This window comes from Streptomyces sp. NPDC048197, assembly GCF_043202395.1.
Classification (GTDB): Bacteria; Actinomycetota; Actinomycetes; order Streptomycetales; family Streptomycetaceae; genus Streptomyces; species Streptomyces siderophoricus.
Genome location: NZ_JBIDAJ010000012.1, coordinates 88,342 through 108,714 on the forward strand (window position 1 = coordinate 88,342; position 20,373 = coordinate 108,714).

Annotated in this window: 14 protein-coding genes and 1 pseudogene; 9 read left to right on the forward strand and 6 right to left on the reverse strand. The window is 73.1% G+C overall.

Translation table 11 applies throughout. The features are described 5' to 3' along the window. Window positions 1-383 precede the first annotated feature (383 nt). Window positions 384-1,175, reverse strand: coding sequence for a metal-dependent hydrolase (locus ACGF4C_RS18180; protein WP_030810261.1), 792 nt, complete (start codon window positions 1,173-1,175; stop codon window positions 384-386). A 748-nt stretch (window positions 1,176-1,923) separates the two neighbouring features. Here ACGF4C_RS18180 and ACGF4C_RS18185 point away from each other — a divergent pair. Next, window positions 1,924-4,437, forward strand: coding sequence for an RNA helicase (locus ACGF4C_RS18185; RefSeq protein WP_201808643.1), 2,514 nt, complete (start codon window positions 1,924-1,926; stop codon window positions 4,435-4,437). Window positions 4,438-4,489: 52 nt separating this feature from the next. After that, a pseudogene (locus ACGF4C_RS18190) lies at window positions 4,490-5,359 on the forward strand (acyl-CoA thioesterase). Here the strand turns inward: ACGF4C_RS18190 and ACGF4C_RS18195 are convergent. Together ACGF4C_RS18195 and ACGF4C_RS18200 are read right to left on the reverse strand one after the other, a co-directional pair. Beyond that, window positions 5,290-6,186 (reverse strand): DUF6397 family protein, encoded by an 897-nt coding sequence (locus ACGF4C_RS18195; protein WP_393567359.1) that lies wholly within the window; start codon window positions 6,184-6,186, stop codon window positions 5,290-5,292. The pseudogene ACGF4C_RS18190 and the gene ACGF4C_RS18195 sit on opposite strands and share 70 nt — an antisense overlap. An 88-nt stretch (window positions 6,187-6,274) precedes the next feature. Continuing rightward, window positions 6,275-6,682, reverse strand: coding sequence for a roadblock/LC7 domain-containing protein (locus tag ACGF4C_RS18200; RefSeq protein WP_030810273.1), 408 nt, complete (start codon window positions 6,680-6,682; stop codon window positions 6,275-6,277). Between the two features lie 167 nt (window positions 6,683-6,849). Here ACGF4C_RS18200 and ACGF4C_RS18205 point away from each other — a divergent pair, with 167 nt between their 5' ends. Continuing rightward, on the forward strand, window positions 6,850-7,278 hold the full coding sequence (locus ACGF4C_RS18205) for a PPOX class F420-dependent oxidoreductase (protein ID WP_393567360.1): 429 nt from the start codon (window positions 6,850-6,852) through the stop codon (window positions 7,276-7,278). Window positions 7,279-7,329: 51 nt separating this feature from the next. Here the strand turns inward: ACGF4C_RS18205 and ACGF4C_RS18210 are convergent, their stop codons facing one another. Beyond that, complete coding sequence (locus tag ACGF4C_RS18210; protein ID WP_362138282.1) at window positions 7,330-7,944, reverse strand: ATP/GTP-binding protein; 615 nt, start codon at window positions 7,942-7,944, stop codon at window positions 7,330-7,332. 248 nt (window positions 7,945-8,192) lie between these two features. Here ACGF4C_RS18210 and ACGF4C_RS18215 point away from each other — a divergent pair, with 248 nt between their 5' ends. Then, on the forward strand, window positions 8,193-9,680 hold the full coding sequence (locus ACGF4C_RS18215) for a purine-cytosine permease family protein (protein WP_393567363.1): 1,488 nt from the start codon (window positions 8,193-8,195) through the stop codon (window positions 9,678-9,680). Next, on the forward strand, window positions 9,677-10,288 hold the full coding sequence (locus tag ACGF4C_RS18220; protein ID WP_393567365.1) for a class I SAM-dependent methyltransferase: 612 nt from the start codon (window positions 9,677-9,679) through the stop codon (window positions 10,286-10,288). The genes ACGF4C_RS18215 and ACGF4C_RS18220 overlap by 4 nt, the downstream gene beginning before the upstream one ends. A gap of 28 nt (window positions 10,289-10,316) precedes the next feature. Here ACGF4C_RS18220 and ACGF4C_RS18225 read toward each other — a convergent pair whose 3' ends face one another. Further along, window positions 10,317-11,213 carry an oxygenase MpaB family protein gene (locus ACGF4C_RS18225; RefSeq protein ID WP_393567366.1) on the reverse strand — a complete coding sequence of 299 codons (897 nt, stop codon included), beginning with the start codon at window positions 11,211-11,213 and terminating at the stop codon, window positions 10,317-10,319. 209 nt (window positions 11,214-11,422) lie between these two features. Here ACGF4C_RS18225 and ACGF4C_RS18230 point away from each other — a divergent pair, with 209 nt between their 5' ends. Then, on the forward strand, window positions 11,423-12,205 hold the full coding sequence (locus ACGF4C_RS18230) for a hypothetical protein (RefSeq protein WP_393567368.1): 783 nt from the start codon (window positions 11,423-11,425) through the stop codon (window positions 12,203-12,205). A gap of 125 nt (window positions 12,206-12,330) precedes the next feature. On the opposite strand, the gene ACGF4C_RS18235 is transcribed toward ACGF4C_RS18230, so the two are convergent. After that, on the reverse strand, window positions 12,331-12,513 hold the full coding sequence (locus ACGF4C_RS18235) for a hypothetical protein (RefSeq protein WP_201808635.1): 183 nt from the start codon (window positions 12,511-12,513) through the stop codon (window positions 12,331-12,333). A gap of 198 nt (window positions 12,514-12,711) precedes the next feature. On the opposite strand from ACGF4C_RS18235, the gene ACGF4C_RS18240 reads away from it, so the two are divergent. The 3 genes from ACGF4C_RS18240 to ACGF4C_RS18250 all read left to right on the forward strand — a co-directional run bounded on the left by ACGF4C_RS18240 (window position 12,712) and on the right by ACGF4C_RS18250 (window position 20,293). Further along, a complete protein-coding gene (locus tag ACGF4C_RS18240; protein WP_393567370.1) occupies window positions 12,712-15,663 on the forward strand; it encodes an SNF2-related protein in 2,952 nt (983 codons plus the stop codon). Beyond that, complete coding sequence (locus ACGF4C_RS18245) at window positions 15,660-17,084, forward strand: SWF or SNF family helicase (RefSeq protein WP_393567371.1); 1,425 nt, start codon at window positions 15,660-15,662, stop codon at window positions 17,082-17,084. Before ACGF4C_RS18240 ends, ACGF4C_RS18245 begins: the two co-directional genes overlap by 4 nt. A gap of 191 nt (window positions 17,085-17,275) precedes the next feature. Beyond that, on the forward strand, window positions 17,276-20,293 hold the full coding sequence (locus ACGF4C_RS18250; RefSeq protein ID WP_393567373.1) for a glycoside hydrolase family 2 TIM barrel-domain containing protein: 3,018 nt from the start codon (window positions 17,276-17,278) through the stop codon (window positions 20,291-20,293). The last annotated feature ends 80 nt before the right edge of the window (window positions 20,294-20,373 follow it).

Here is a 20,373-nt window from a genome sequence, read left to right on the forward strand (position 1 = left end):
GGTGAGATGGGTGGGGCGGTGGGGCAGGGGGGGTCGGGGCTGTGGGATGAGCGGGGCGGTGGGGCGGGCGGCCGCAGTGGGGCGGGCGGGGTGGTGGGGCGGGGTGGGCACTGGGACGGGCGCGGCGCTTGGACGGGCGGCGCAGTTGGGGCAGGTGGGGCACTAAGGGCAGAGGGCGGGGCGAGTGGGGCGCTCGGACGGGCGGGGCACTGGGAGCGGGGTGGGGCGCCGGGGCGGGGTGGACCAGGTGGAGCGGGAAACGGGTGGGCCGCCGGCCCACCCCGCCCGGCGGCAACCCACCGGACCGCTCCCCCGTTTCTCTCCCCCGTCCCGCCCCCGCCCCTCCTCCCCCACCTCCACCCCCACCTCCAACTCCGCCACACTCAGATGAAGCCGAGCGCCCCCAAGCCGCCGAGTCCGCCCAGGAGCATGAACACCGGCATCAGGACCTTCAGTTCCACCCAGCTGCCGGCCTTGAACCGCATGGCCTTGGGCGGGCCGAGCGGGTACCAGCGCTTCCGGCCGATCGGGATCGGCCACAGGATGGGGCAGCCGGAAACCGTCAGGGCATCGCCGATGTCATGGACCAGCGCACCGAGCACGATCGGCAGGCCCAGCCAGAGGTACTGCTGGCCGGGTTCGGTGAACAGCCAGTGCGCGCCGTTGCCCGGCTGGTCGAGGATGCCGGCCAGGATCCAGGCCGAGGCAGCACCGAGCAGCCACACCAGCACATCGCTGGAGACCCGGGCGGCCCGCCACAGCAGCCCCTCGATCGCGAGCACCATGTGGACGAAGAGGATGCCGAGCACCGCCCAGCGCCCGCCCCGCATCGCCAGCAGCGCCATGCCGCCGCCGACCAGCACGGCCCACACCCAGGTGTGGGTCAGCGTGCGGTGCCCGCCGGAGCGGTTGGCGTCGCCGCGCATCTTGGTCGCCTTGTAAACGGCGTGCGAGATGTTGTCGACGACCTCGCACACCATCCGCGAGAGCGGCCCGAAGGCCCGCGAGATGGTCGCGGACTTGTGGTCGAGGTCCGGGGCGAGTGCCGCCCCGGCACAGATCAGGGCCCCGCAGACGAGCACCGGCCAGGGCATCGGATGTCCCGCGGCTGCGGCCGCCGCGCCCACCCCCAGCCAGGCCGCCGCCCCGGACAGCGAGTGCGCCGGTCCCATCATGGTTGTTCCCCACCCCTTGTTGTCGTGTTGTTGTCGTTGTCCGTGCTCGGCTTTTCCGGTGTTCGGCCCACGCCTCACGCCCGGCTCGTGCGTCGTACCGCGCTCGCGCCTCGCACCCGGCACACCTCCCGCGCCCAGCACACCTCCCGTGCCTGGCGCGAACGTCGCACCCGACCCGTACGTCGTGCCCGGCACACCTCCCGCGCCCGGCGCGTACGTCGCACCTGGCAGGTCCGTCATGCCATGCCTGGTACGTCCGTCGTGCCGGCTACTGCATCGCGCCCGTCGGTGTGTCGTGCCCGGTAGGTGTGTCGCGTCCGGCACGCTCACCGTCCGCGCTGCTGACGCCGGGTCGGCGACTCAGCGTAGCGGGAGATGATCTCCGTACGGAGGCGGGGCCCCGCCCGGCGACCTGCTCAACGACCTGCTCGGGAGAACGACCGCCCAGAACGACCGCAGAAGACGACCACAGAGGACGGCCCCAGGGGCCGGACGGCCCCCGAGGGCGGCCGCAGTGGATGGCCGCCGTGGACGGCCCCGGCGGACGAGCGCAGTGAACGGGCTCAGAGGCACGGACCCAGAGCGACGGACTCAGAGAGACGGACTCAGAGAGACGGACGGACTCAGAGGACGGCCACCACTCACGGAAGGTGAGCGAACGGTACCGGAACGTCCATGGGGGGTTCAGTTGATCTCCGTATGGGTTACCGGTTCCCTGATCCGGGGTGAAGACAGGCAGTATGGGGGCGTGACCCTCATCGATCATCTGCCGAACGACGCCGACCCCGATGCCCTCTTCGAAGCCTTTTCGGGCTGGGCCGAGCAGCAGGGGATCTCGCTCTACCCCGCCCAGGAGGAGGCGCTGATCGAGGTGGTCTCGGGGGCGAACGTGATCCTGTCGACCCCCACCGGCTCCGGGAAGAGCATGGTGGCGGCCGGCGCGCACTTCACCGCCCTCGCCCATGATCAGGTCACCTTCTACACCGCCCCTATCAAGGCGCTGGTGTCGGAGAAGTTCTTCGATCTGTGCAAGCTCTTCGGCACTGAGAACGTCGGCATGCTCACCGGCGATGCGTCGGTGAACGCCGACGCCCCGGTCATCTGCTGCACCGCCGAGGTCCTCGCCTCGATAGCGCTGCGGGACGGTAAGGACGCCGACATCGGCCAGGTCGTGATGGACGAGTTCCATTTCTATGCCGAGCCGGACCGCGGCTGGGCCTGGCAGATTCCGCTGCTCGAACTGCCGCAGGCGCAGTTCGTGCTGATGTCGGCGACGCTCGGCGACATGTCGCGGTTCGAGGAGGACCTCAGCCGGCGCACCGGGCGGCCGACGTCGGTGGTGCGCTCGGCAACCCGGCCGGTGCCGCTGTCGTACGAGTACCGCACCACCGCCCTGACGGAGACGCTCACCGAGCTGCTGGAGACCCGCCAGTCCCCCGTCTACATCGTGCACTTCACGCAGGCCGCCGCCGTGGAGCGGGCGCAGGCCCTGATGAGCATCAATATGTGCACCCGCGCGGAGAAGGACCAGATCGCCGAGCTGATCGGCAACTTCCGGTTCACCACGAAGTTCGGCAGGAACCTGTCGCGGTACGTACGCCACGGCATCGGCGTCCACCACGCCGGGATGCTGCCGAAGTACCGCCGGCTGGTGGAGAAGCTCGCCCAGGCGGGCCTGCTGAAGGTCATCTGCGGAACGGACACCCTCGGCGTAGGCGTCAACGTCCCCATCCGGACGGTGCTGTTCACGGCACTGACCAAGTACGACGGGTCGCGGGTGCGGACGCTGCGGGCGCGGGAGTTCCACCAGATCGCGGGCCGGGCCGGGCGGGCCGGCTTCGACACCGCCGGCTTCGTCGTGGCGCAGGCGCCGGAGCACGTCGTGGAGAACGAGAAGGCGCTGGCGAAGGCCGGCGACGATCCGAAGAAGCGGCGCAAGGTGGTCCGCAAGAAGGCGCCGGAGGGTTTCGTCAATTGGGGCGAGAACACCTTCGAGAAGCTGATCGCGTCCGATCCGGAGCCGCTGACCTCGCGTTTCCGGGTGACCCACGCGATGCTGCTGTCGGTGATCGCCCGCCCGGGCAATGCCTTCGAGGGGATGCGCAAGCTGCTCGAGGACAACCACGAGCCGCGCAAGAACCAGCTGCGGCACATCCGGCGGGCCATCGCGATCTACCGGTCGCTGCTGGACGGCGGGATCGTCGAGCGGCTGGACAAGCCGGACGCGGAGGGCCGGATCGTCCGGCTGACCGTGGATCTGCAGCAGGACTTCGCGCTCAACCAGCCGCTGTCGACGTTCGCGCTGGCCGCCTTCGATCTGCTCGATCCGGAGTCGCCGTCCTACGCGCTGGACATGGTGTCGGTCGTGGAGTCCACGCTGGACGATCCGCGGCAGATCCTGGCCGCGCAGCAGAACAAGGCGCGCGGCGAGGCAGTGGCCCAGATGAAGGCCGACGGCGTCGAGTACGAAGAGCGCATGGAACGGCTCATGGACGTCGAGTACCCCAAGCCGCTGGAGGAGCTGCTCTTCCACGCCTACGGGCTGTACCGCAGGAGCCACCCTTGGGTGGGTGACCACCCGCTGTCGCCGAAGTCGGTCATCCGCGACATGTACGAACGCGCCATGACCTTCACGGAGTTCACCTCCTTCTACGAGCTGGCGCGCACCGAGGGCATCGTGCTGCGGTACCTCGCGAGCGCCTTCAAGGCGCTGGACCACACCGTGCCGGACGATCTGAAGTCGGAGGACTTCCAGGACATCATCGCCTGGCTGGGCGAGATGGTGCGGCAGGTGGACTCCAGTCTGCTGGACGAGTGGGAGCAGCTGGCCAACCCGGAGGAGGAGACGGCGGACCAGGCCCAGGAGCGGGCGGATCAGGTCCGGCCGGTCACGGCCAACGCCCGGGCCTTCCGGGTGCTGGTGCGCAATGCGATGTTCCGGCGGGTGGAGCTGGCGGCGCTGGACAAGGTCGAGGAACTCGGCGAGATGGACGCCGAGTCGGGCTGGGACGCGGACGCCTGGGGCGAGGCGATGGACGCGTACTGGGAGGAGTACGAGGACCTGGGCACCGGCCCGGACGCGCGCGGCCCGAAACTCCTGCAGATCGAGGAGGACGCCGAGCACGGGCTGTGGAAGGTGCGGCAGACTTTCGCCGACCCGAAGGGTGATCACGACTGGGGCATCTCCGCCGAGGTGGATCTGGCCGCCTCGGACGAGGAGGGGCGCGCGGTCGTGCGGGTCACGGACGTGGGTCAGTTGTGAGGCGACGGCTTCGCCCGAGGCCGCCGGGGCATGCGAGGGAGGGCCATCGGTCATGACCAATCCTGCGGAGAGGCTCGTCGACCTGCTGGATCTCGAACGGATCGAGGTGAACATCTTCCGCGGCCGCAGTCCGCAGGAGAGCCTCCAGCGGGTCTTCGGCGGACAGGTCGCGGGCCAGGCGCTGGTCGCCGCCGGGCGGACCACCGACGGTGACCGCCCGGTGCACTCGCTCCATGCGTATTTCCTGCGCCCGGGCCGGCCCGGGGTGCCGATCGTGTACCAGGTCGAGCGGGTGCGGGACGGGCGTTCCTTCACCACGCGCCGGGTGGTCGCGGTCCAAGAGGGACGCACGATCTTCAATCTGACCGCCTCCTTCCACAAGCCGGAGCCCGGCTTCGAACATCAGTTGCCTATGCGTCGCGCGGTGCCCGACCCGGAGAACCTCCCGACGGTCGTGGAGGAGGTCCGCGAGCATCTGGGCGGGCTGCCCGAGGCGTTGGAGCGGATGGCCCGCCGTTAGCCGTTCGACATCCGGTATGTCGACCGGCTGCGCTGGACGCCGGACGAGATCGAGGGTGCGGAGCCGCGCAGCGCGGTGTGGATGCGGGCGGTCGGGCCGCTGGGCGACGATCCGCTCGTGCACACCTGCGCGCTGACCTACGCCAGCGACATGACGCTGCTGGACGCGGTCCGCATCCCGATCGAGCCGCTCTGGGGCCCGCGCGGCTTCGACATGGCCTCGCTCGACCATGCGATGTGGTTCCACCGCCCGTTCCGCGCGGACGAGTGGTTCCTCTACGACCAGGAGTCCCCGATCGCCACCGGCGGCCGGGGCCTGGCCCGCGGGCGGATCTACGACCGCGAGGGCAGGCTGCTGGTCTCGGTCGTCCAGGAGGGGCTGTTCCGGAAACTGGGTGGCTGACCCGGCCGGACGGCCAGCTCCACGGGGAGCATCCGGCGGACCCGTCCGGGATCCTCTCTGCGGGCCTCTTCGAGGGCTCGGGCGAGATGGACGCGGTACCACAGGACCTCGTCGAACTCGTCGGCCGCCAGCACCCGTTCGCAGGCTTCCCGGGCCGCCGGAGTGGCGGTGATCATCGTCGCGAGGGTGGGCCGGAGCCGGCGCAGCACGGACCGCTCCAGGGGGTTGCCGACCACCGAGGCCAGCTCCTCCGGGGGCAGTACGGCGGCGATCACCGCGGCCGACTCCCAGGGGTCGTCGGTCTGCCCCATGAGCTGCGCGACCCGGCGGCTGCGCCACTGGCGGGCCCGCCAGTCCTGGCCGCCGTCGAGCATCACGCGCATCGCCGCGGGGGTGTTGCCCCGGAGCAGGTCCGGTTCACGCTCGGCGAAGTCGGCGACCTCCGCGGCGAGATAGAGCCAGACCACCGCGCCGTAGCGGTTCACGTAGAACCGGACGGGCGCGAGGCAGCCGGCGCGGGTCAGGCGGAGCACCCGGCCCGGTCCGACGCCCATCTGCCGGGCGGCCTCGGTCGTGCCGACCGTGCGGATGCGCTCGCGGAGCGCCTCCGGGAAGCCGGGCTCCGCCTGGAGCCGGGCGATCTCCTCGGCCGGGACCCGGCGCCCGCCGAGGACTCCGGCGCCCGGTGGGTCGTCGGCGCTGCCGGGCGGCACCGTACGGACTTCTCCGAGCTGGACGGCGAGCTCGAACTCGCCGCTGCGCAGCTCCAGTTCATGGGCCGCTCGGCCCTTCGGGAGCGTCTGCTGCCCGTCACACATCACTGTCATGTCATTCCCCCGCAACTCGGTCGGTCAGCGTCGATCACTGACAGTCACGACCATAGCCGCAGGCGGTGACAGTGCGTCAACCCCCGCCTCAGACCTGTGGATAACTCTCCGGCCGGCGCACCGCGACGCCCAGGTGCTCGCCGACGCGATGGACCAGCAGCGTCATCTCGTAGGCGATCTGCCCCAGGTCGGCGTCCGCGCCGGCCAGCACGCACAGGCAGCTGCCGTCCCCCGCCGCCGTCACGAACAGCACCCCGTCGTCGAACTCGATCATGGTCTGCCGGACCTGCCCGCCGCGGAAGTGCAACGCCGATCCCTTGGCGAGGCTGTGCAGTCCCGAGGCGACCGCCGCGAGATGCTCGGCGTCCTCCCGCCCCAGGCCCTCGCTCGCGCCGGTCACCAGCCCGTCGCTGGAGAGCACCAACGCGTGCCGTACCTTCTCCACCCGCTTGGTCAGGTCGTCCAGCAGCCAGTCGAGTCCGCTGCTCAATGCCATGTGACGCTTCCTCCCCGTGTCCCCGGCCGCGGTCCTGGCCGGACGGCAGCCCATGGCCCCTCCGCGGACTGCCGTGCCAGCCTGTCCCACCTCCGCCGTCTCGGCAAGCGGCCCGCGGCCCGGCGTGCCAGGCGGCGCCCGCGCCGACGCGCGGAGAGGATGTCGGCATGGCACACAAGATGACGAACGACGAGTGGCGCAGGTTCCTCTCCGAGGGCACCCGGACCGGAAAGCTGGCGACCGTGCGGGCGGACGGCAGCCCGCACCTGGCCCCGATCTGGTTCCTCCTGGACGGCGACGAGTTGGTGTTCAACACGGGTGCGGACACGGTCAAGGGACGCAATCTGGCCCGCGACGGCAGGCTGGCCCTGTGCGTCGACGACGACCGGCCGCCGTTCTCCTTCGTGACCGTGCAGGGCTCGGCGGAGATCAGCGACGACCTGGCCGACGTACGGCACTGGGCGACCCGGATCGCGGCCCGTTACATGGGCGAGGACCGTGCGGAGGAATACGGCGCGCGCAACGGTGTGCCGGGCGAGGTGGTGGTGCGGGTCACGATCGACAAGGTCGTCGGGCTCGCGGCGATCGCGGGCTGACCCGGTGCGCGGCGCGGGCCCTTCGGGGTCCGCGCCCCGCCCGTCCGCAGGTCATCCCACCGGGGCAGGTGTCCGGGGGGAGTGCCGCCGGCCGGCGTGCTCGACGAGCCGGACCAGCACCTCCTTGCCGGAGTCGCGGTCCCGCGCGTCACAGAGGACGACCGGGGTGCCGCGGTCCAGATCCAGCGCGCGGGCCACCTCGTCCGCCCCGTAGGACCGCGTGTCGGCGAAGCAGTTGACGGCGACCAGGAACGGGATCGCGCGGCGCTCGAAGTAGTCGACCGCCGGGAAGCAGTCCTGCAACCGGCGGGTGTCGGCGAGGACCACGGCGCCCAGCGCGCCCTCGGAGAGGTCGTCCCACAGGAACCAGAAGCGGTCCTGCCCCGGGGTGCCGAAGAGATAGAGGGAGAGCCCCTCCCGGATGGTGATGCGGCCGAAGTCCATCGCCACGGTGGTGGTGGCCTTGGTGTCCACTCCCCCGGTGTCGTCCACCCCCTCCCCGGCCTCGCTGAGTCCTTCCTCGGTCCGCAGCGGGCGGATCTCGCTGACCGAGCCCACCAGGGTGGTCTTGCCCACCCCGAAACCGCCCGCGACTAAGATCTTCAGGGCCAGTTCGGGGCCGGGGCCCGGGGCTGCGCCCTCCGGGGTCCCTGGTGCGGCGTTCATCGGCCGTCTCCTTAAGGATGCGGGTCCTGCGCGTCACGGGGAATGCGGATGCACGGCTCGGCGAGGGGAGCCTTCGGCGGCAGAGCGCCGTCCGAAATCCATGGCGAGGACCGTACCGCCCACTGATCGCAATGTCCCCGAAATTGCCAAAGCCGCTCAGTCTTGCGATCAGGAAGCCCGACCGCCCCCGTATTCGTGATAGACGGACCGGGCCGCCACTTTGGGAGCGGGTGCGGGATCATGTCCGCATGACGCAGCAACAGTCGGAGGAGCGGACCGTACCGTCCGCCGCGGCGGAGGTCTTGGCCGGTGCCGTCGAACGCCATGGCATCGATCCGGTGCCCGACACCGAGCGGCACGGCAGCCCCCGGTCGCTGTTCTGGCCCTGGGCCGCGTCCGGGCTCTCCCTGTTGTCCATCGCCTACGGCGTCTACCTCATGGGCCTCGGCCTCAGCCCCTGGCAGGCGATCGCCTCCGGGGCGCTCGGCTATGTGCTCTCGTTCCTCCTGGTCGGGCTGATCTCGATAGCCGGGACGCGCACCGGTGCGCCCACCATGGCCATCGGCCGATCCTCCTTCGGGCGGCAGGGCAACAAGCTGCCCACGCTGTTCAGCTACGTCTCCAACGTCGGCTGGGAGACCGTCCTGGTCGCGCTGTCCTCTTTGGGGGGTGCGGCGGTCCTGGCGCGCGTCGCGCCCGGCGTCTTCGCCCGGGCCGACGCGCGGACGCCGACAACTACGGCGCAGGCGCTGTGTTTTGCGGTGACGGCGGTGGTGGTCGTGGTGGTCGGCATCTACGGGCATGCGCTGATCATGCGGGTGCAGAAGTACCTGACCGCCGCGATCACTGCACTGACCGTGGTGTACCTGGTGCTGATGGCCGACCGCATCGACCTGTCCGCGCTGGGGCACGGCCGGGCGGGCGGCCTCGGCACGTTCGTCGGCGGCATCGTGTTCGCGATGACGCTGCTGGGCCTGGGCTGGGTCAACTGCGGCGCCGATTACAGCCGTTATCTGCCGCGGACGACCAGCGGGCGGGCGATCACGGGGTGGACCACGCTCGGCGGGGTGCTGCCGCCGCTGGCGCTGCTGGTGTTCGGGGTGGTGCTGAACGCCGGGGATCCGAAACTGGCCGGGGCGGCGGCCGCCGACCCGGTGGGGGCGCTCGCGGCCGAGCTGCCCACCTGGTTCCTGGTGCCGTATCTGCTCACCGCCATCGGGGGGTTCGCCTCCGGGGCGATCATGGACATCTACAGCTCGGGCATGTCGATGCTGGCCCTGGGCATTCCGCTCCGGCGGCATCTGGCCGTTCTGGTGGACGGCGTGCTGATGGCCGTCGGCGGCTGGTACGTGCTGTTCGTTTCGCCCAGTTTCTTCGCGACCTTCCAGGCGTTCCTGGCCGTCATCGGGGTGGCGATGTCGGCCTGGTCGGCGGTGTTCCTGGTGGAGCAGTGGCGCCGCCGCCACACCGGCTTCGACCTGGTGCGGGTGGCGGCCCTGGGCGGGCCGGCGGTGTTCTCGCTCGTCGTGGGCACCGTCGTAGGGCTGGGCCTGATCACCTCCGCCGACCCCCACATCGCCACGGTGGTGGGCTTCCTGCTCACCGACGGCGCCGCGCGGGGCCCGCTGGGCGCCATGAACCTCGGCGTCGTGGTGGCCCTGCCCGTCGCCGGCGTGCTGTACGCCTGCACCGCGTCGCTCGGTGCCCGTCGTCACACCTCGGGAGGAGACCGATGACCGACCACCACGGTGAGCGGCCGCACGAGGTGCGGGCGTTCTTCGGGCCGCGTGCCGCCGGCTGGGACGACAAGTTCCCCGACGACGGACCCGCCTACGCCGCCGGCGTCGCCGAGCTGGGGCTGCGGCGGGGCGAGAAGGTGCTGGACGCCGGCTGCGGCACGGGGCGGGCGCTGCCGGCGCTGCGGGAGGCCGTGGGGCCGCAGGGGACGGTGCTGGGCGCCGATCTGACGCCCGAGATGCTGGCGGCCGCCGTACGGGCCGGGCGGGACCGCTGCGCGCCGCTGCTGCTCGCGGACGCGACGCGGCTGCCGCTGCCGGACGCCGCGCTGGACGCGGTCTTCGCCGCCGGGCTCATCTCCCATCTGCCGTACCCCGAGGCGGGCTTCGCCGAACTGGCCAGGGTCGTCCGCCCCGGTGGCCGGCTCGCGCTCTTCCACCCCATCGGGCGGGCCGCCCTCGCCGCGCGCAAGGGGCGGGCGGTCACACCCGACGACCTCCGGGCGGAGCCGAATCTGCGGCCCCTGCTCGACCGCTGCGGCTGGGAGCTGATCCGCTACGAGGACCGGGACGCGCGCTATCTGGCGTTGGCGGTCCGCCGGGGTTGAGGCGCGGCCCGGTCCGTGGCCTTTGGGGTCAGGAGGCCACCGGGTCCTCCCCGTGCGGGACCGGGCAGCCGCCGAGGCGCCGGGAGGCCGGGAAGGTGCCGAGTTCGGCCACCCGGTAGCCGTTCGGGTAGCCCTTGATCTCGGGGTTCTGCCGGGCGTAGTGCGGGGTGCGGCGGGGCGGCAGCAGCCGGACGGCCTTCGCGCGCAGCTTCAGGGCGCCGCGCACCGTCTTCTGCAGCGCCGGGGCCGGCCGGTCGTAGCGGAAGGCCGCCAGCAGCGAGTCGTCCAGGAGGGCCATGCTCGCGCGGCGCACCATCGGGGCGAGCGGGCCGTACCAGCCGGCCATCAGGTCCAAGGTGGCGTCGGAGACCCGTCGTGCGCCCTCGTCCCAGCCGAAGTGCGCCGCCTCGTAGGCGTCGAGGTACTGCTCGAAGTCCTCGTAGGTCCGCGGGAGTTCGGGGATGCCCATGTGGCGGCCGAGGGTGCGGTAGTAGGCGGCGACGGCACGCTGTTCGTGCGGGGTGAGCCGACGCCAGCCGTAGGCGTCGAGCCAGCGCTTGGGCATCACCACGAAGGTGCACAGGACATAGCGCATGTCCTCGTCGGAGATGTCATAGCTGCGGTGCATCTGGTTGATGCGCCGGATGGCCGTCCGGCCGTCCTCGCCGTCGAAGCCGTGCTCCACTACGGCGTCCAGGAGGAGGGCGGTGTCGTCGTAGCGCTTCTGCGTACGGTCCGTCAGTTCGGCGGTCTCGGCGAGCAGCCGGCCGATGCTCGGCACGGCGTAGGTGCGGTAGAGGGCCAGTTCCAGGGCGCGGGTCACGTCCCAGGGGAACTCATGGGTGGCGATGATGCGGTAGATCGCCAAGAAGTCGCGCTCGGGATCGAGCCTGCGGATCTCCTTCAGCCAGTCGTAGCGCCGCACGTGACAACCGTCCTTCCCTCGCCGGAGCGCCCAGTCTAGGAGCGGCCCGGGCGGCCCGGGCGGCCCGGGAGGCCCGGCAGACCGGGCACACCACGTGCTCCGGACACTGTAGGAAGGCATAAGCGCAGCGTAGGAGTGGTGACAAGCTCCCGACGGGGCAATTAAGGTGCGCCGACGTACTCCGCAAAGGATGGGAAGGGGAGGTCCGCGTGCCCACGACCGAGAGCGCCGACAACGACCAGTTGTTCGTGCTGACGGCGGTGCTGCTGACGCCCGGGCAGTTCCCGAGCGTGCTCGGCGACGACTACCCCGAGGTGTGCGCGGGCCTCGGGCTCGAACCGTACGCCGAGGGCTACGGGCTGGTCCTCGGGCAGGACGGCGGCGGCGCCCGCTGGACGGTGGTGACCGAGGACGTGTCGCTGGTGGCCTGTGCCATCGCGGCGTGGGACTGCGGGATGGAGTACGACCTCTCGCCCGGGGAGGGCAGCATCGTCGCGGCGCTTCCGGGCTGGCCGCTGGCGCTCGCCGTGTCGGCGCCCAGGGTGCCGGCACCGCATGATCCGGAGCGGCAGGAGGGCGAGCCGGCGCCGCTCTGCCCGCCGGACGCGGAGGAATGGGGGCCGGCCCAACGGCGGCTCGGCGCGGACGAGATCGCGCTGCAGTGGGCGATGTGGCGCGAGCAGGTGGACGGTGAGGTGTCGTTCGCGGAACCGGGGGACGAGGCGCACGAGGGGGTGCGCCGGGTCCTGAAGGAAGCCCGCGGCTATCTGGCGGAGCCGCCGCCGCCCGGGCGCGTGCGGTCGTCGTTCGCGGCGGGTGAGGCGCGCACGCTGCGGGTCGACGGGCCGGGCTGGAGCATGGTGGCGCGCACGGACGACATCGCGTTCGTGCTGCTGGACGAGGAGCCCGGCGAGGTACATCCGGTGGGCCGGGGGCCCGAACTGCCCGGGCTGCTCTCCTCGCTGGACGAGCTGGCGGCCCGGCCGGTCTGAGCCGGCGCCCCGGCGCACCGCCGGCTGCCCGGGCCACCGGGCCGAGCCGTCGGCCGGTGAGCCGCCGGCCGGTCCGGGCCCCGGGCATGCCGGCCCACGGGACCCGCCCGCCCCCGCTGCCGGCGTCAGCGTCCCAGCTGTTTGTGGCCGACCCGGCGCAGGCGGCGGCGCTGGGAGGAGTCGAGGGCCAGATATGCGACGGCCGGGACTCCGACCATGACCAAGAGGGCCGCCCAGAGGGGCAGCAGCCACAGCAGGACCACTCCCACCGCGACGCCGCCGATCGCGACCTTCGCCTGTGTGGACATCCTTCACGTCCCTTCCGCGGCCGGGGCCGCGCTCTGTCGTACTCCATTGAACGCCGATTCCGCGCCGCGGGTTCCCTCTCGTGCCGCACGGGTTGCCGGGTGCGGCCCAGGGTGTGCGCGTTCTTCGTTCGGGCCCGGCATCCGGTACCCTCGGGCGCTCCAGGCGCCAGTAGTCAAACTTGAGGAGTTCAGGAACCTGTGACATCCACGCGTGCGGCCACCCCCGCTCAGCTCTCCGGGCTCGCCCGCTGCCCGGCGGTCTTCCTGCCGTCGGATCCACCGCGGGCCGGCCGGATCGCCTTCTGGCGTCCCGATGGTGAGCCGGTGGCGGCGGCCCTCACCGAGGAGGGCGCGCCGGACGGGAGCGGGCCCGTGGTGGAGGGGCTGGGCGTCGTACTGCCGGAGGAGGACGGCGGCGTCCAGGCCGGCGAGGTGCCGGCGCTCGTGCTGCCGGTGGCCGACGCGCTGCCCGTCCTCACCCGGTTGCGGGCCGGCCGGACCACCCATCCGGCGGCCGCCTTCTGGGGCGCCGCGGCGGTCCTCGCCCTCCAGCTGGCCGCCCGTGGACGGCTGCTGCCCGGTGTGAGCCCGAAGGGGTACGACGCCTGGCGGCTGGGCCCGCTCGACGCGGCCGACGTCGAACGGCTCCGGGAGCTCGCCGCCGCGATGCCGCCGTACGCACACGCCGTCCCGCTGCCCGGGACGGACCCGGTGGAGCTGCCCGAGCCGGAACGGCACCTACGGGCGTTCCTCGACGCGGTGGCGGACGGTCTGCCGCGCTCCCCCGCCGCCGCGCTCGCCACCGGGTCGCCCGCCTTCGCCGCGGCCGCGCCGCAGCACATCCCCGAACAGCGGGACTGGGCCGCGGACGTCGCCGCCGGCCATGACGCCGGTGTACGGATCTCCTTGCGGGTGGAGGCGCACGGCCTGGAGACGGACGCGGCGGTGGGCGGTCCGGTGGACGGTGCCGCGCCGGCCCCGGCCGGCGAGGTCACCTTCCGCGCGGTCCTCCAGGTGCACAGCCTCACCGATCCGGCCCTGATGGCGGATGCCGCCGAGGTGTGGGCGGGGGCGTCGACGGCGGGGCAGGCGTTCGGCCCGCGGGCGCGGATGGACACCCTGCGCACGCTGCACCGGGCGGCCGAGGTCTGGGCGCCGCTCGGCCCGTTGCTGTCGGCCGCGGTGCCCGACGCGCTGGATCTCGCCGACGAGGAGGTCGCCGAACTGCTCGGCCCGGCCTCCCGGGCGCTGGCCGCGGCCGGGGTGCAGGTCCACTGGCCCAAGGAGCTGGCGCGCACGCTGACCAGCCGTGCCGTGGTGGGGCCGCCCGATGCCCAAGACCCGGTGCACGGCCGGGAATCGGGGCCGCCCTCCTTGCTGTCCGCGGATGCCCTGCTCTCCTTCAGCTGGCGGTTCGCGGTGGGCGGCCAGGAGGTGGACCGGGCCGAGCTGGACCGGCTGGCCGAGGCCGGGCGGCCGCTGGTGCGGCTGCGCGACCGGTGGGTGCTGATCGACCCGGAGGCCGTACGGGCCGCCCGGGACCGGCAGGACCGCAAGGTCACCCCGCTCGACGCGCTCGGCGCCGCGCTCACCGGGAGCGCCGAGGACGGCGCCGGCGACCGGGTGGCGGTGCAGGCGACCGGGTGGCTGGCCGGGCTGCGCGACCGGCTCGCGGACCCGGAGGGCGCCGACACCGGGCCCGTCACCCAGCCGCCCGCGCTGGGCGCGACACTGCGCGACTATCAGCTGCGCGGCCTGGGCTGGCTGCACCGGATGACGTCGCTGGGACTGGGCGCCTGTCTCGCCGACGACATGGGACTGGGCAAGACGATCACCCTCATCGCGCTGCATCTGCACCGGCAGGCCGACCCCGCGTCGGCCGGCCCGACGCTGGTGGTGTGCCCGACGTCGCTGATGGGCAACTGGCAGCGGGAGATCGAGAAGTTCGCGCCGGGCACCCCGGTGCGCCGCTTCCACGCCGGGCGCCGCACTCTGGCGGACCTGGCGGACGGCGAGTTCGTCCTCACCACCTACGGGACGATGCGGCTGGACGCCGGGAAGCTGGCGGAGGTGCCCTGGGGGCTGGTCGTCGCGGACGAGGCGCAGCACGTCAAGAACCCGTTCTCGGCGACCGCCAAGGCGCTGCGGACGGTTCCGGGCAAGGCCCGGGTGGCGCTGTCCGGCACCCCGGTGGAGAACAACCTGACCGAGCTGTGGGCGATCCTGGACTGGACGACGCCCGGGCTGCTGGGGTCGCTGGGACGGTTCCGGACGCGGTATGCGCGGGTCGTCGAGGGCGGTCCGGTGGCGTCCCCCGAGGCGGCCGCGGCGGCCGACCGGCTCGCCCGGCTGGTGCGCCCGTTCCTGCTGCGCCGGCGCAAGTCCGATCCGGGCATCGCGCCGGAGCTGCCGCCCAAGACGGAGACCGACCGTGCGGTGGCGCTGACCACGGAGCAGGCCGGGCTCTACGAGGCGGTGGTGCGCGAGGGGCTCGACGAGATCGCCGGGACGGACGGGTTCGCCCGCCGCGGGCTGGTGGTCAAGCTGCTCACCTCGCTCAAGCAGATCTGCAACCACCCCGCGCAGTTCCTCAAGGAGGAGCAGCCGCGGATCGACGGCCGCTCGGGGAAGGTCGAGCTGCTCGACGAGCTGCTGGACACGATCCTCGCCGAGGGGGCGGGCGTGCTGGTGTTCACCCAGTACGTACGGATGGCGCGGCTGCTGGAAGGGCATCTGGCGGCGCGCGGCGTGACCTCGCAACTTCTGCACGGCGGTACGACGGTGGCGCGCCGGGAGGAGATGGTGCGCCGCTTCCAGGACGGTGACGTTCCGGTGTTCCTGCTGTCGTTGAAGGCGGCCGGCACCGGGCTCAACCTCACCCGGGCGGGCCATGTCGTGCACTTCGACCGCTGGTGGAACCCGGCCGTCGAGGCGCAGGCCACCGACCGCGCGTACCGCATCGGGCAGACCCAGCCGGTGCAGGTCCACCGCATGATCACGGAGGGCACGATCGAGGACCGGATCGCCGGCCTGCTCCTGCGCAAACAGCAGCTGGCCGACGCGGTACTCGGCTCCGGCGAGGCCGCACTGACCGAACTCACCGACGCCGAGCTGGCGGACCTGGTCGCACTGCGAGGGAGCGAGCGATGACCGGACGAGGAGCGATGACCGGGCGATTCGAGGACGGTGCCGCCAGTGACGACAGTGCCGCCAATGACGACAGTGACGGCGCCTACGGGGGCGACACCTACGAGGAAGGCATATCCGGGGAGGGCCCTCACGAGGACGCCCCGGACGCCGAGCGGACCTTCGCCGCGCTGCCGCCCGCCCAGGGCCGGGGCTTCGCCCGTACGTGGTGGGGGCAGGCGTGGCTCAAGGCGCTGGAGGACACCGCCCTGGACGGGCAGCAGCTGAAGCTGGGCCGGCGGCACGCCCGGGCCGGTGCGGTCGGTGCCGTGTCCGTGCGCCCGGGACGGCTGACCGCGGTCGTCCAGGACCGGGACCACACCCGGCACCGGTCCGACGTGCTCCTGCAGCGGCTGGACGACGACGCATGGGACCGCTTCCTCGATCTCGTCGCGGACCGGGCCGGGCACATCGCGGCACTGCTCGACCGGGACATGCCGCCGGCGCTGGTGGAGGACGCGGCCGCGGCGGGCATCGAACTGCTGCCGGTCATCGGTGACCTGGAGGCGGAGTGCAGTTGCGGGGCGTGGGACCACTGCGCGCATACGGCGGCGCTGTGCTATCAGGTGGCGCGGTTGCTGGACCAGGACCCGTTCGTGCTGCTGCTGGTGCGCGGCCGCGGGGAGCGGGAACTGCTCGGGGAGTTGCAGGCGCGCAGCGCGGCCCGGGCGGCCACTCCCGCGGCGGCCGGGGGCCCGGCGCAGCCCGGGCCCGGCACGGGCGTACCGGCCGCCGAGGCGTACGCGGCGCGGGACATCCTGCCGCCGCTGCCCGCCCCACCTCCGCCGGTTGACGGGCCGGGCGCCGCTCCGCTGCTCGGCGGCGGCACCCCGCCCGCCCCGGGGGTGGAGGTGGCGGCGCTGGAGTTCCTGATCGGCGACGCGGCGGCGCGCGCCCAGCGGTTGCTGGCGGACGCGCTCTCCCCCTGGCACGCGGACGCCCCGCCGCCGCCCGCACTGACGCCCGGTCAGGACGCGGTGCGGCTGGCGGCGGCCGGTCCGGACCAGGTCATATCCCGGCGGCTGGCGGCCGGTTCGGGGCGGGACGCCCGCGGTCTGGCGCGGGCCGTACGGGCCTGGGAGCTGGGCGGTACCGCGGGGCTGGCGGCGCTGGAGGAGGAGTGGGCCCCGGATCCGGCGGCGCTGGCCCGGGCGGCCGGCCGGCTCGCGGCCGCCTGGGACGACGACGGGACCCGGCCCCGGCTGCGGGCCACCGGCAACCGCTGGACGGTGATCGGCGGCGCCGTCCAACTGCGGTACGGGCGGGACGGCCGCTGGTGGCCGTACCGCAAGGAGCGCGGGCAGTGGGTGCCGGCCGGCCCGGCCTCGGACGATCCGGCGGCGGCGCTGACGGAGGCGTCGGCGGAGGCGTCGGCGGAGGGCTGAGGCGGGCCAAGCGGGGGGCGGGGCAGGTCAGGTCCCGCCCCCCGAGGGGTCGTTCGCTCCCCGGGTGGCCGGGCCCGCGCAGATCTCCCGGCCACCCGAATCCGGTCATCCGGCTGCGCCGTGCCCCCGCGCGTGATTCGCTGAGGGCGATCCCCCCGACGCCAGGCACGTCGCCCGCAGCAGGAGGACCAGTGACCGGGACTTCTCCGCACCCGCCGCAGCATGCGCCGCACGACCAGCCCCCGCCGACATCCGGCCGCCGGGCGGAGCCCGCGCCGGGCCGCCCGGGTCCGGCGGACGACCGGCTCCCGTACTACGAGGACCGTTCGCCGGGCCGGGGGACGCTGCCGCCGCGCGCCTGGTACCCGTCCTCGGACGCGCCGCGGATCTCGCTGCACGGCACCTGGCGGTTCCGTCTCTCGCCGCGCGCCGACGCCGAGGACGAGGCGTTCGCCCGGCCGGACTTCGACGACAAGGAGTGGCACGAGCTGCGGGTGCCCGGCACCTGGGTGCTCAAGGGATTCGGCGCCCCCGTGTACACCAACACCGCCTATCCCTTTCCGGTGGACCCGCCGCGGGTGCCGGACGAGAACCCGACCGGCGACCACCGGCAGGTGTTCGACCTGCCGGAGGGCTGGGGCGAGGGGCCGGCGGTGCTGCACTTCGGCGGGGTGGAGTCCTGCGCCCGGGTCTGGCTCAACGGGCAGGAACTGGGGCACTTCAAGGGCAGCCGGCTGCCGCACGAGTTCGAGGTGGGGCAGTTGCTGCGGCCGCACGGCAATGTGCTGGCGGTGCGGGTCCACCAGTGGTCGGCCGGCAGCTATCTGGAGGACCAGGACCAGTGGTGGCTGCCCGGGATCTTCCGGAACGTCTCGGTCCACCGGCGTCCGGAAGGGGCGGTCGCCGACCACTTCGTCCATGCCGGATTCGATCACCGTACGGGCCGTGGCACGCTGCGGGTGGAGTGCACCCCGGCCGGGCGGGTGACCGTACCGGAGCTCGGGCTGGACCTGGCGACCGGGGAGAGCGCGACGGTGCCGGTGCAGCCCTGGACGGCCGAGGAACCCCGGCTGTACACCGGCGAGTTGGTCACCTCCGGGGAGACCGTCCCGCTGCGGATCGGGTTCCGCACGGTGTGCGTCGAGGACGGGCTGCTGAAGGTCAACGGCCGGCGGATCCTGCTGCGCGGCGTCAACCGGCACGAATTCCATCCGCGGTACGGGCGCACCGTGGGGCCCGAGGTGATGCGCCAGGACCTGCTGATGATGAAGCAGCACAACATCAACGCGGTGCGCACCAGCCACTATCCGCCGCACCCGGCGTTCCTGGACCTCTGCGACGAGCTGGGGCTGTGGGTCGTCGACGAGTGCGATCTGGAGACGCACGGGTTCGGGCAGCAGGGCTGGCGGGACAATCCGGTCGACGACCCGCGCTGGGAGCCGGCGCTGCTGGACCGGGCCCGCCGGATGGTCGAACGGGACAAGAACCACCCCAGCATCGTGCTGTGGTCGATGGGCAACGAATGCGGGACGGGCCGCGGGCTGTCCGCGATGGCCGGGTGGATGCGCGAGCGCGATCCGTCCCGTCCGCTGCACTACGAGGGCGATCGCAGCTGCGCCGACACCGACGTCTACTCCCGGATGTACGCCGATCACGCCGAGGTGACGCGGATCGGCCGGCGCACCGAGGGGCCGCTGGACGACCCCGCGCTGGACGCCCGGCGCCGCCGACTCCCGTTCATCCTCTGCGAGTACGCGCACGCGATGGGCAACGGTCCGGGCGGCCTCGGTGAGTACCAGCGGCTGTTCGAGACGTACGAGCGCTGTCAGGGCGGCTTCGTGTGGGAGTGGATCGACCACGGGCTGCGGCAGCGGATGCCGGACGGCGAGGTGTACCACGCCTACGGCGGCGACTTCGGTGAGGAACTGCACGACGGGAACTTCGTCTGTGACGGTCTGGTGCTGCCGGACCGGACGCCGTCGCCGGGGCTGGCCGAGTTGAAGAAGGTCGTCGAGCCGGTGCGGATCGAGGCCGGGCCGGACCGTGACGACGGCAGACAGACGGTCCGGATCACCAATCTCTACGACTTCTCCGGGCTCGGGCACCTCTCGTTCCTGTGGCGCTACGAGGTGGAGGGCGACCCGTGCGGCAGCGGGTGGCTGGAGCTGCCCACGCCGCCACCGGGCGAGTCGGTCGTGACGGCGCTGCCGGACATGACGGAGGAGCGGGACGAGGACCGGGAGGCCCTCTGGACGGTGCGGGCCGTACTGGCCGGGGACACCGCCTGGGCACCGGCCGGGCACGAGGTGGCGTGGGGGCAGTTCCCGGCCGTACCTCGACCGGCGTACGTGCCTTTGGTGCCCACCGCCACCCCGCGCCGCGGCGAGGGCAATGTGCTCGTCCTCGGGCCGGGCACCTTCGACGCCACGACCGGGACGCTGGACTATCTGGACGGGGTGCGGATCGGCGGCCCCCGGCTGCACGTCTGGCGGGCGCCGACCGACAACGACGAGGCCGCGCCCTGGCAGCCCGGGCCGCGGCCGGCCACCGAATGGCGCCGGCTCGGTCTGCACCGGATGCGGCACCGCGTGGACGCCGTCGAACCGGACGGGCCCGCCCTGGTGGTGCGGACCCGGGTGGCCGCGGCCGGTTCCCCGCTCGCGTTGCGCGCGGTCTACCGGTGGACGGCCCGACGCGAACTGCTGCGGCTGGAGTTGGCGGTCGATCCGGAGGGCGACTGGCCGGTTCCGCTGCCCCGGCTCGGGGTGCGGATGGCGGTGTGCGGGAGCCTGGGGCGGGCGCAGTGGTACGGCGGCGGGCCCGGTGAGGGCTATCCGGACACCCGGGCGGCGGCCCGCACCGGCCGCTGGTCGCGGTCGGTGGAGGAGCTGCAGACGCCGTACGTCCGGCCGCAGGAGAACGGTTCCCGGCCCGGTGTGCGCCGGCTGGAACTGACCCGGTCGGACGGTTCGGGCCTCCGGGTCGAGGGGGACCCGGACTTCGCCTTCGCCGCCCGCCGCTGGTCCGACGAGGAGCTGACCGCGGCCCGGCACACCCCGGACCTGCGGCCGGGCGACGTCCTGTGGCTGCATCTCGACCATGCGCAGCACGGCATCGGCAGTCAGTCGTGCGGGCCGGGGGTGTTGCCGCAGTACCGGCTGACGGCGGCTCCGGCGCGGTTCTCGTTCGTGTTCGCCTCGCTGCCCTGAGCGGCCTCGGGCCTTGCCGTCGGCGCAGGTCACGGGCGTTGTCAGTGGGCGGGGCTACGATCCGAAGGAGCTGGGAAAAG

Bases quoted from the DNA above. Each gene is read 5' to 3' on its own strand.
- ACGF4C_RS18180 (WP_030810261.1), bottom strand. From the start codon at position 1,175: ATGATGGGACCGGCGCACTCGCTGTCCGGGGCGGCGGCCTGGCTGGGG.
- ACGF4C_RS18195 (WP_393567359.1), bottom strand. From the start codon at position 6,186: ATGACAGTGATGTGTGACGGGCAGCAGACGCTCCCGAAGGGCCGAGCG.
- ACGF4C_RS18200 (WP_030810273.1), bottom strand. From the start codon at position 6,682: ATGGCATTGAGCAGCGGACTCGACTGGCTGCTGGACGACCTGACCAAG.
- ACGF4C_RS18205 (WP_393567360.1), top strand. From the start codon at position 6,850: ATGGCACACAAGATGACGAACGACGAGTGGCGCAGGTTCCTCTCCGAG.
- ACGF4C_RS18210 (WP_362138282.1), bottom strand. From the start codon at position 7,944: ATGAACGCCGCACCAGGGACCCCGGAGGGCGCAGCCCCGGGCCCCGGC.
- ACGF4C_RS18215 (WP_393567363.1), top strand. From the start codon at position 8,193: ATGACGCAGCAACAGTCGGAGGAGCGGACCGTACCGTCCGCCGCGGCG.
- ACGF4C_RS18220 (WP_393567365.1), top strand. From the start codon at position 9,677: ATGACCGACCACCACGGTGAGCGGCCGCACGAGGTGCGGGCGTTCTTC.
- ACGF4C_RS18235 (WP_201808635.1), bottom strand. From the start codon at position 12,513: ATGTCCACACAGGCGAAGGTCGCGATCGGCGGCGTCGCGGTGGGAGTG.
- ACGF4C_RS18245 (WP_393567371.1), top strand. From the start codon at position 15,660: ATGACCGGACGAGGAGCGATGACCGGGCGATTCGAGGACGGTGCCGCC.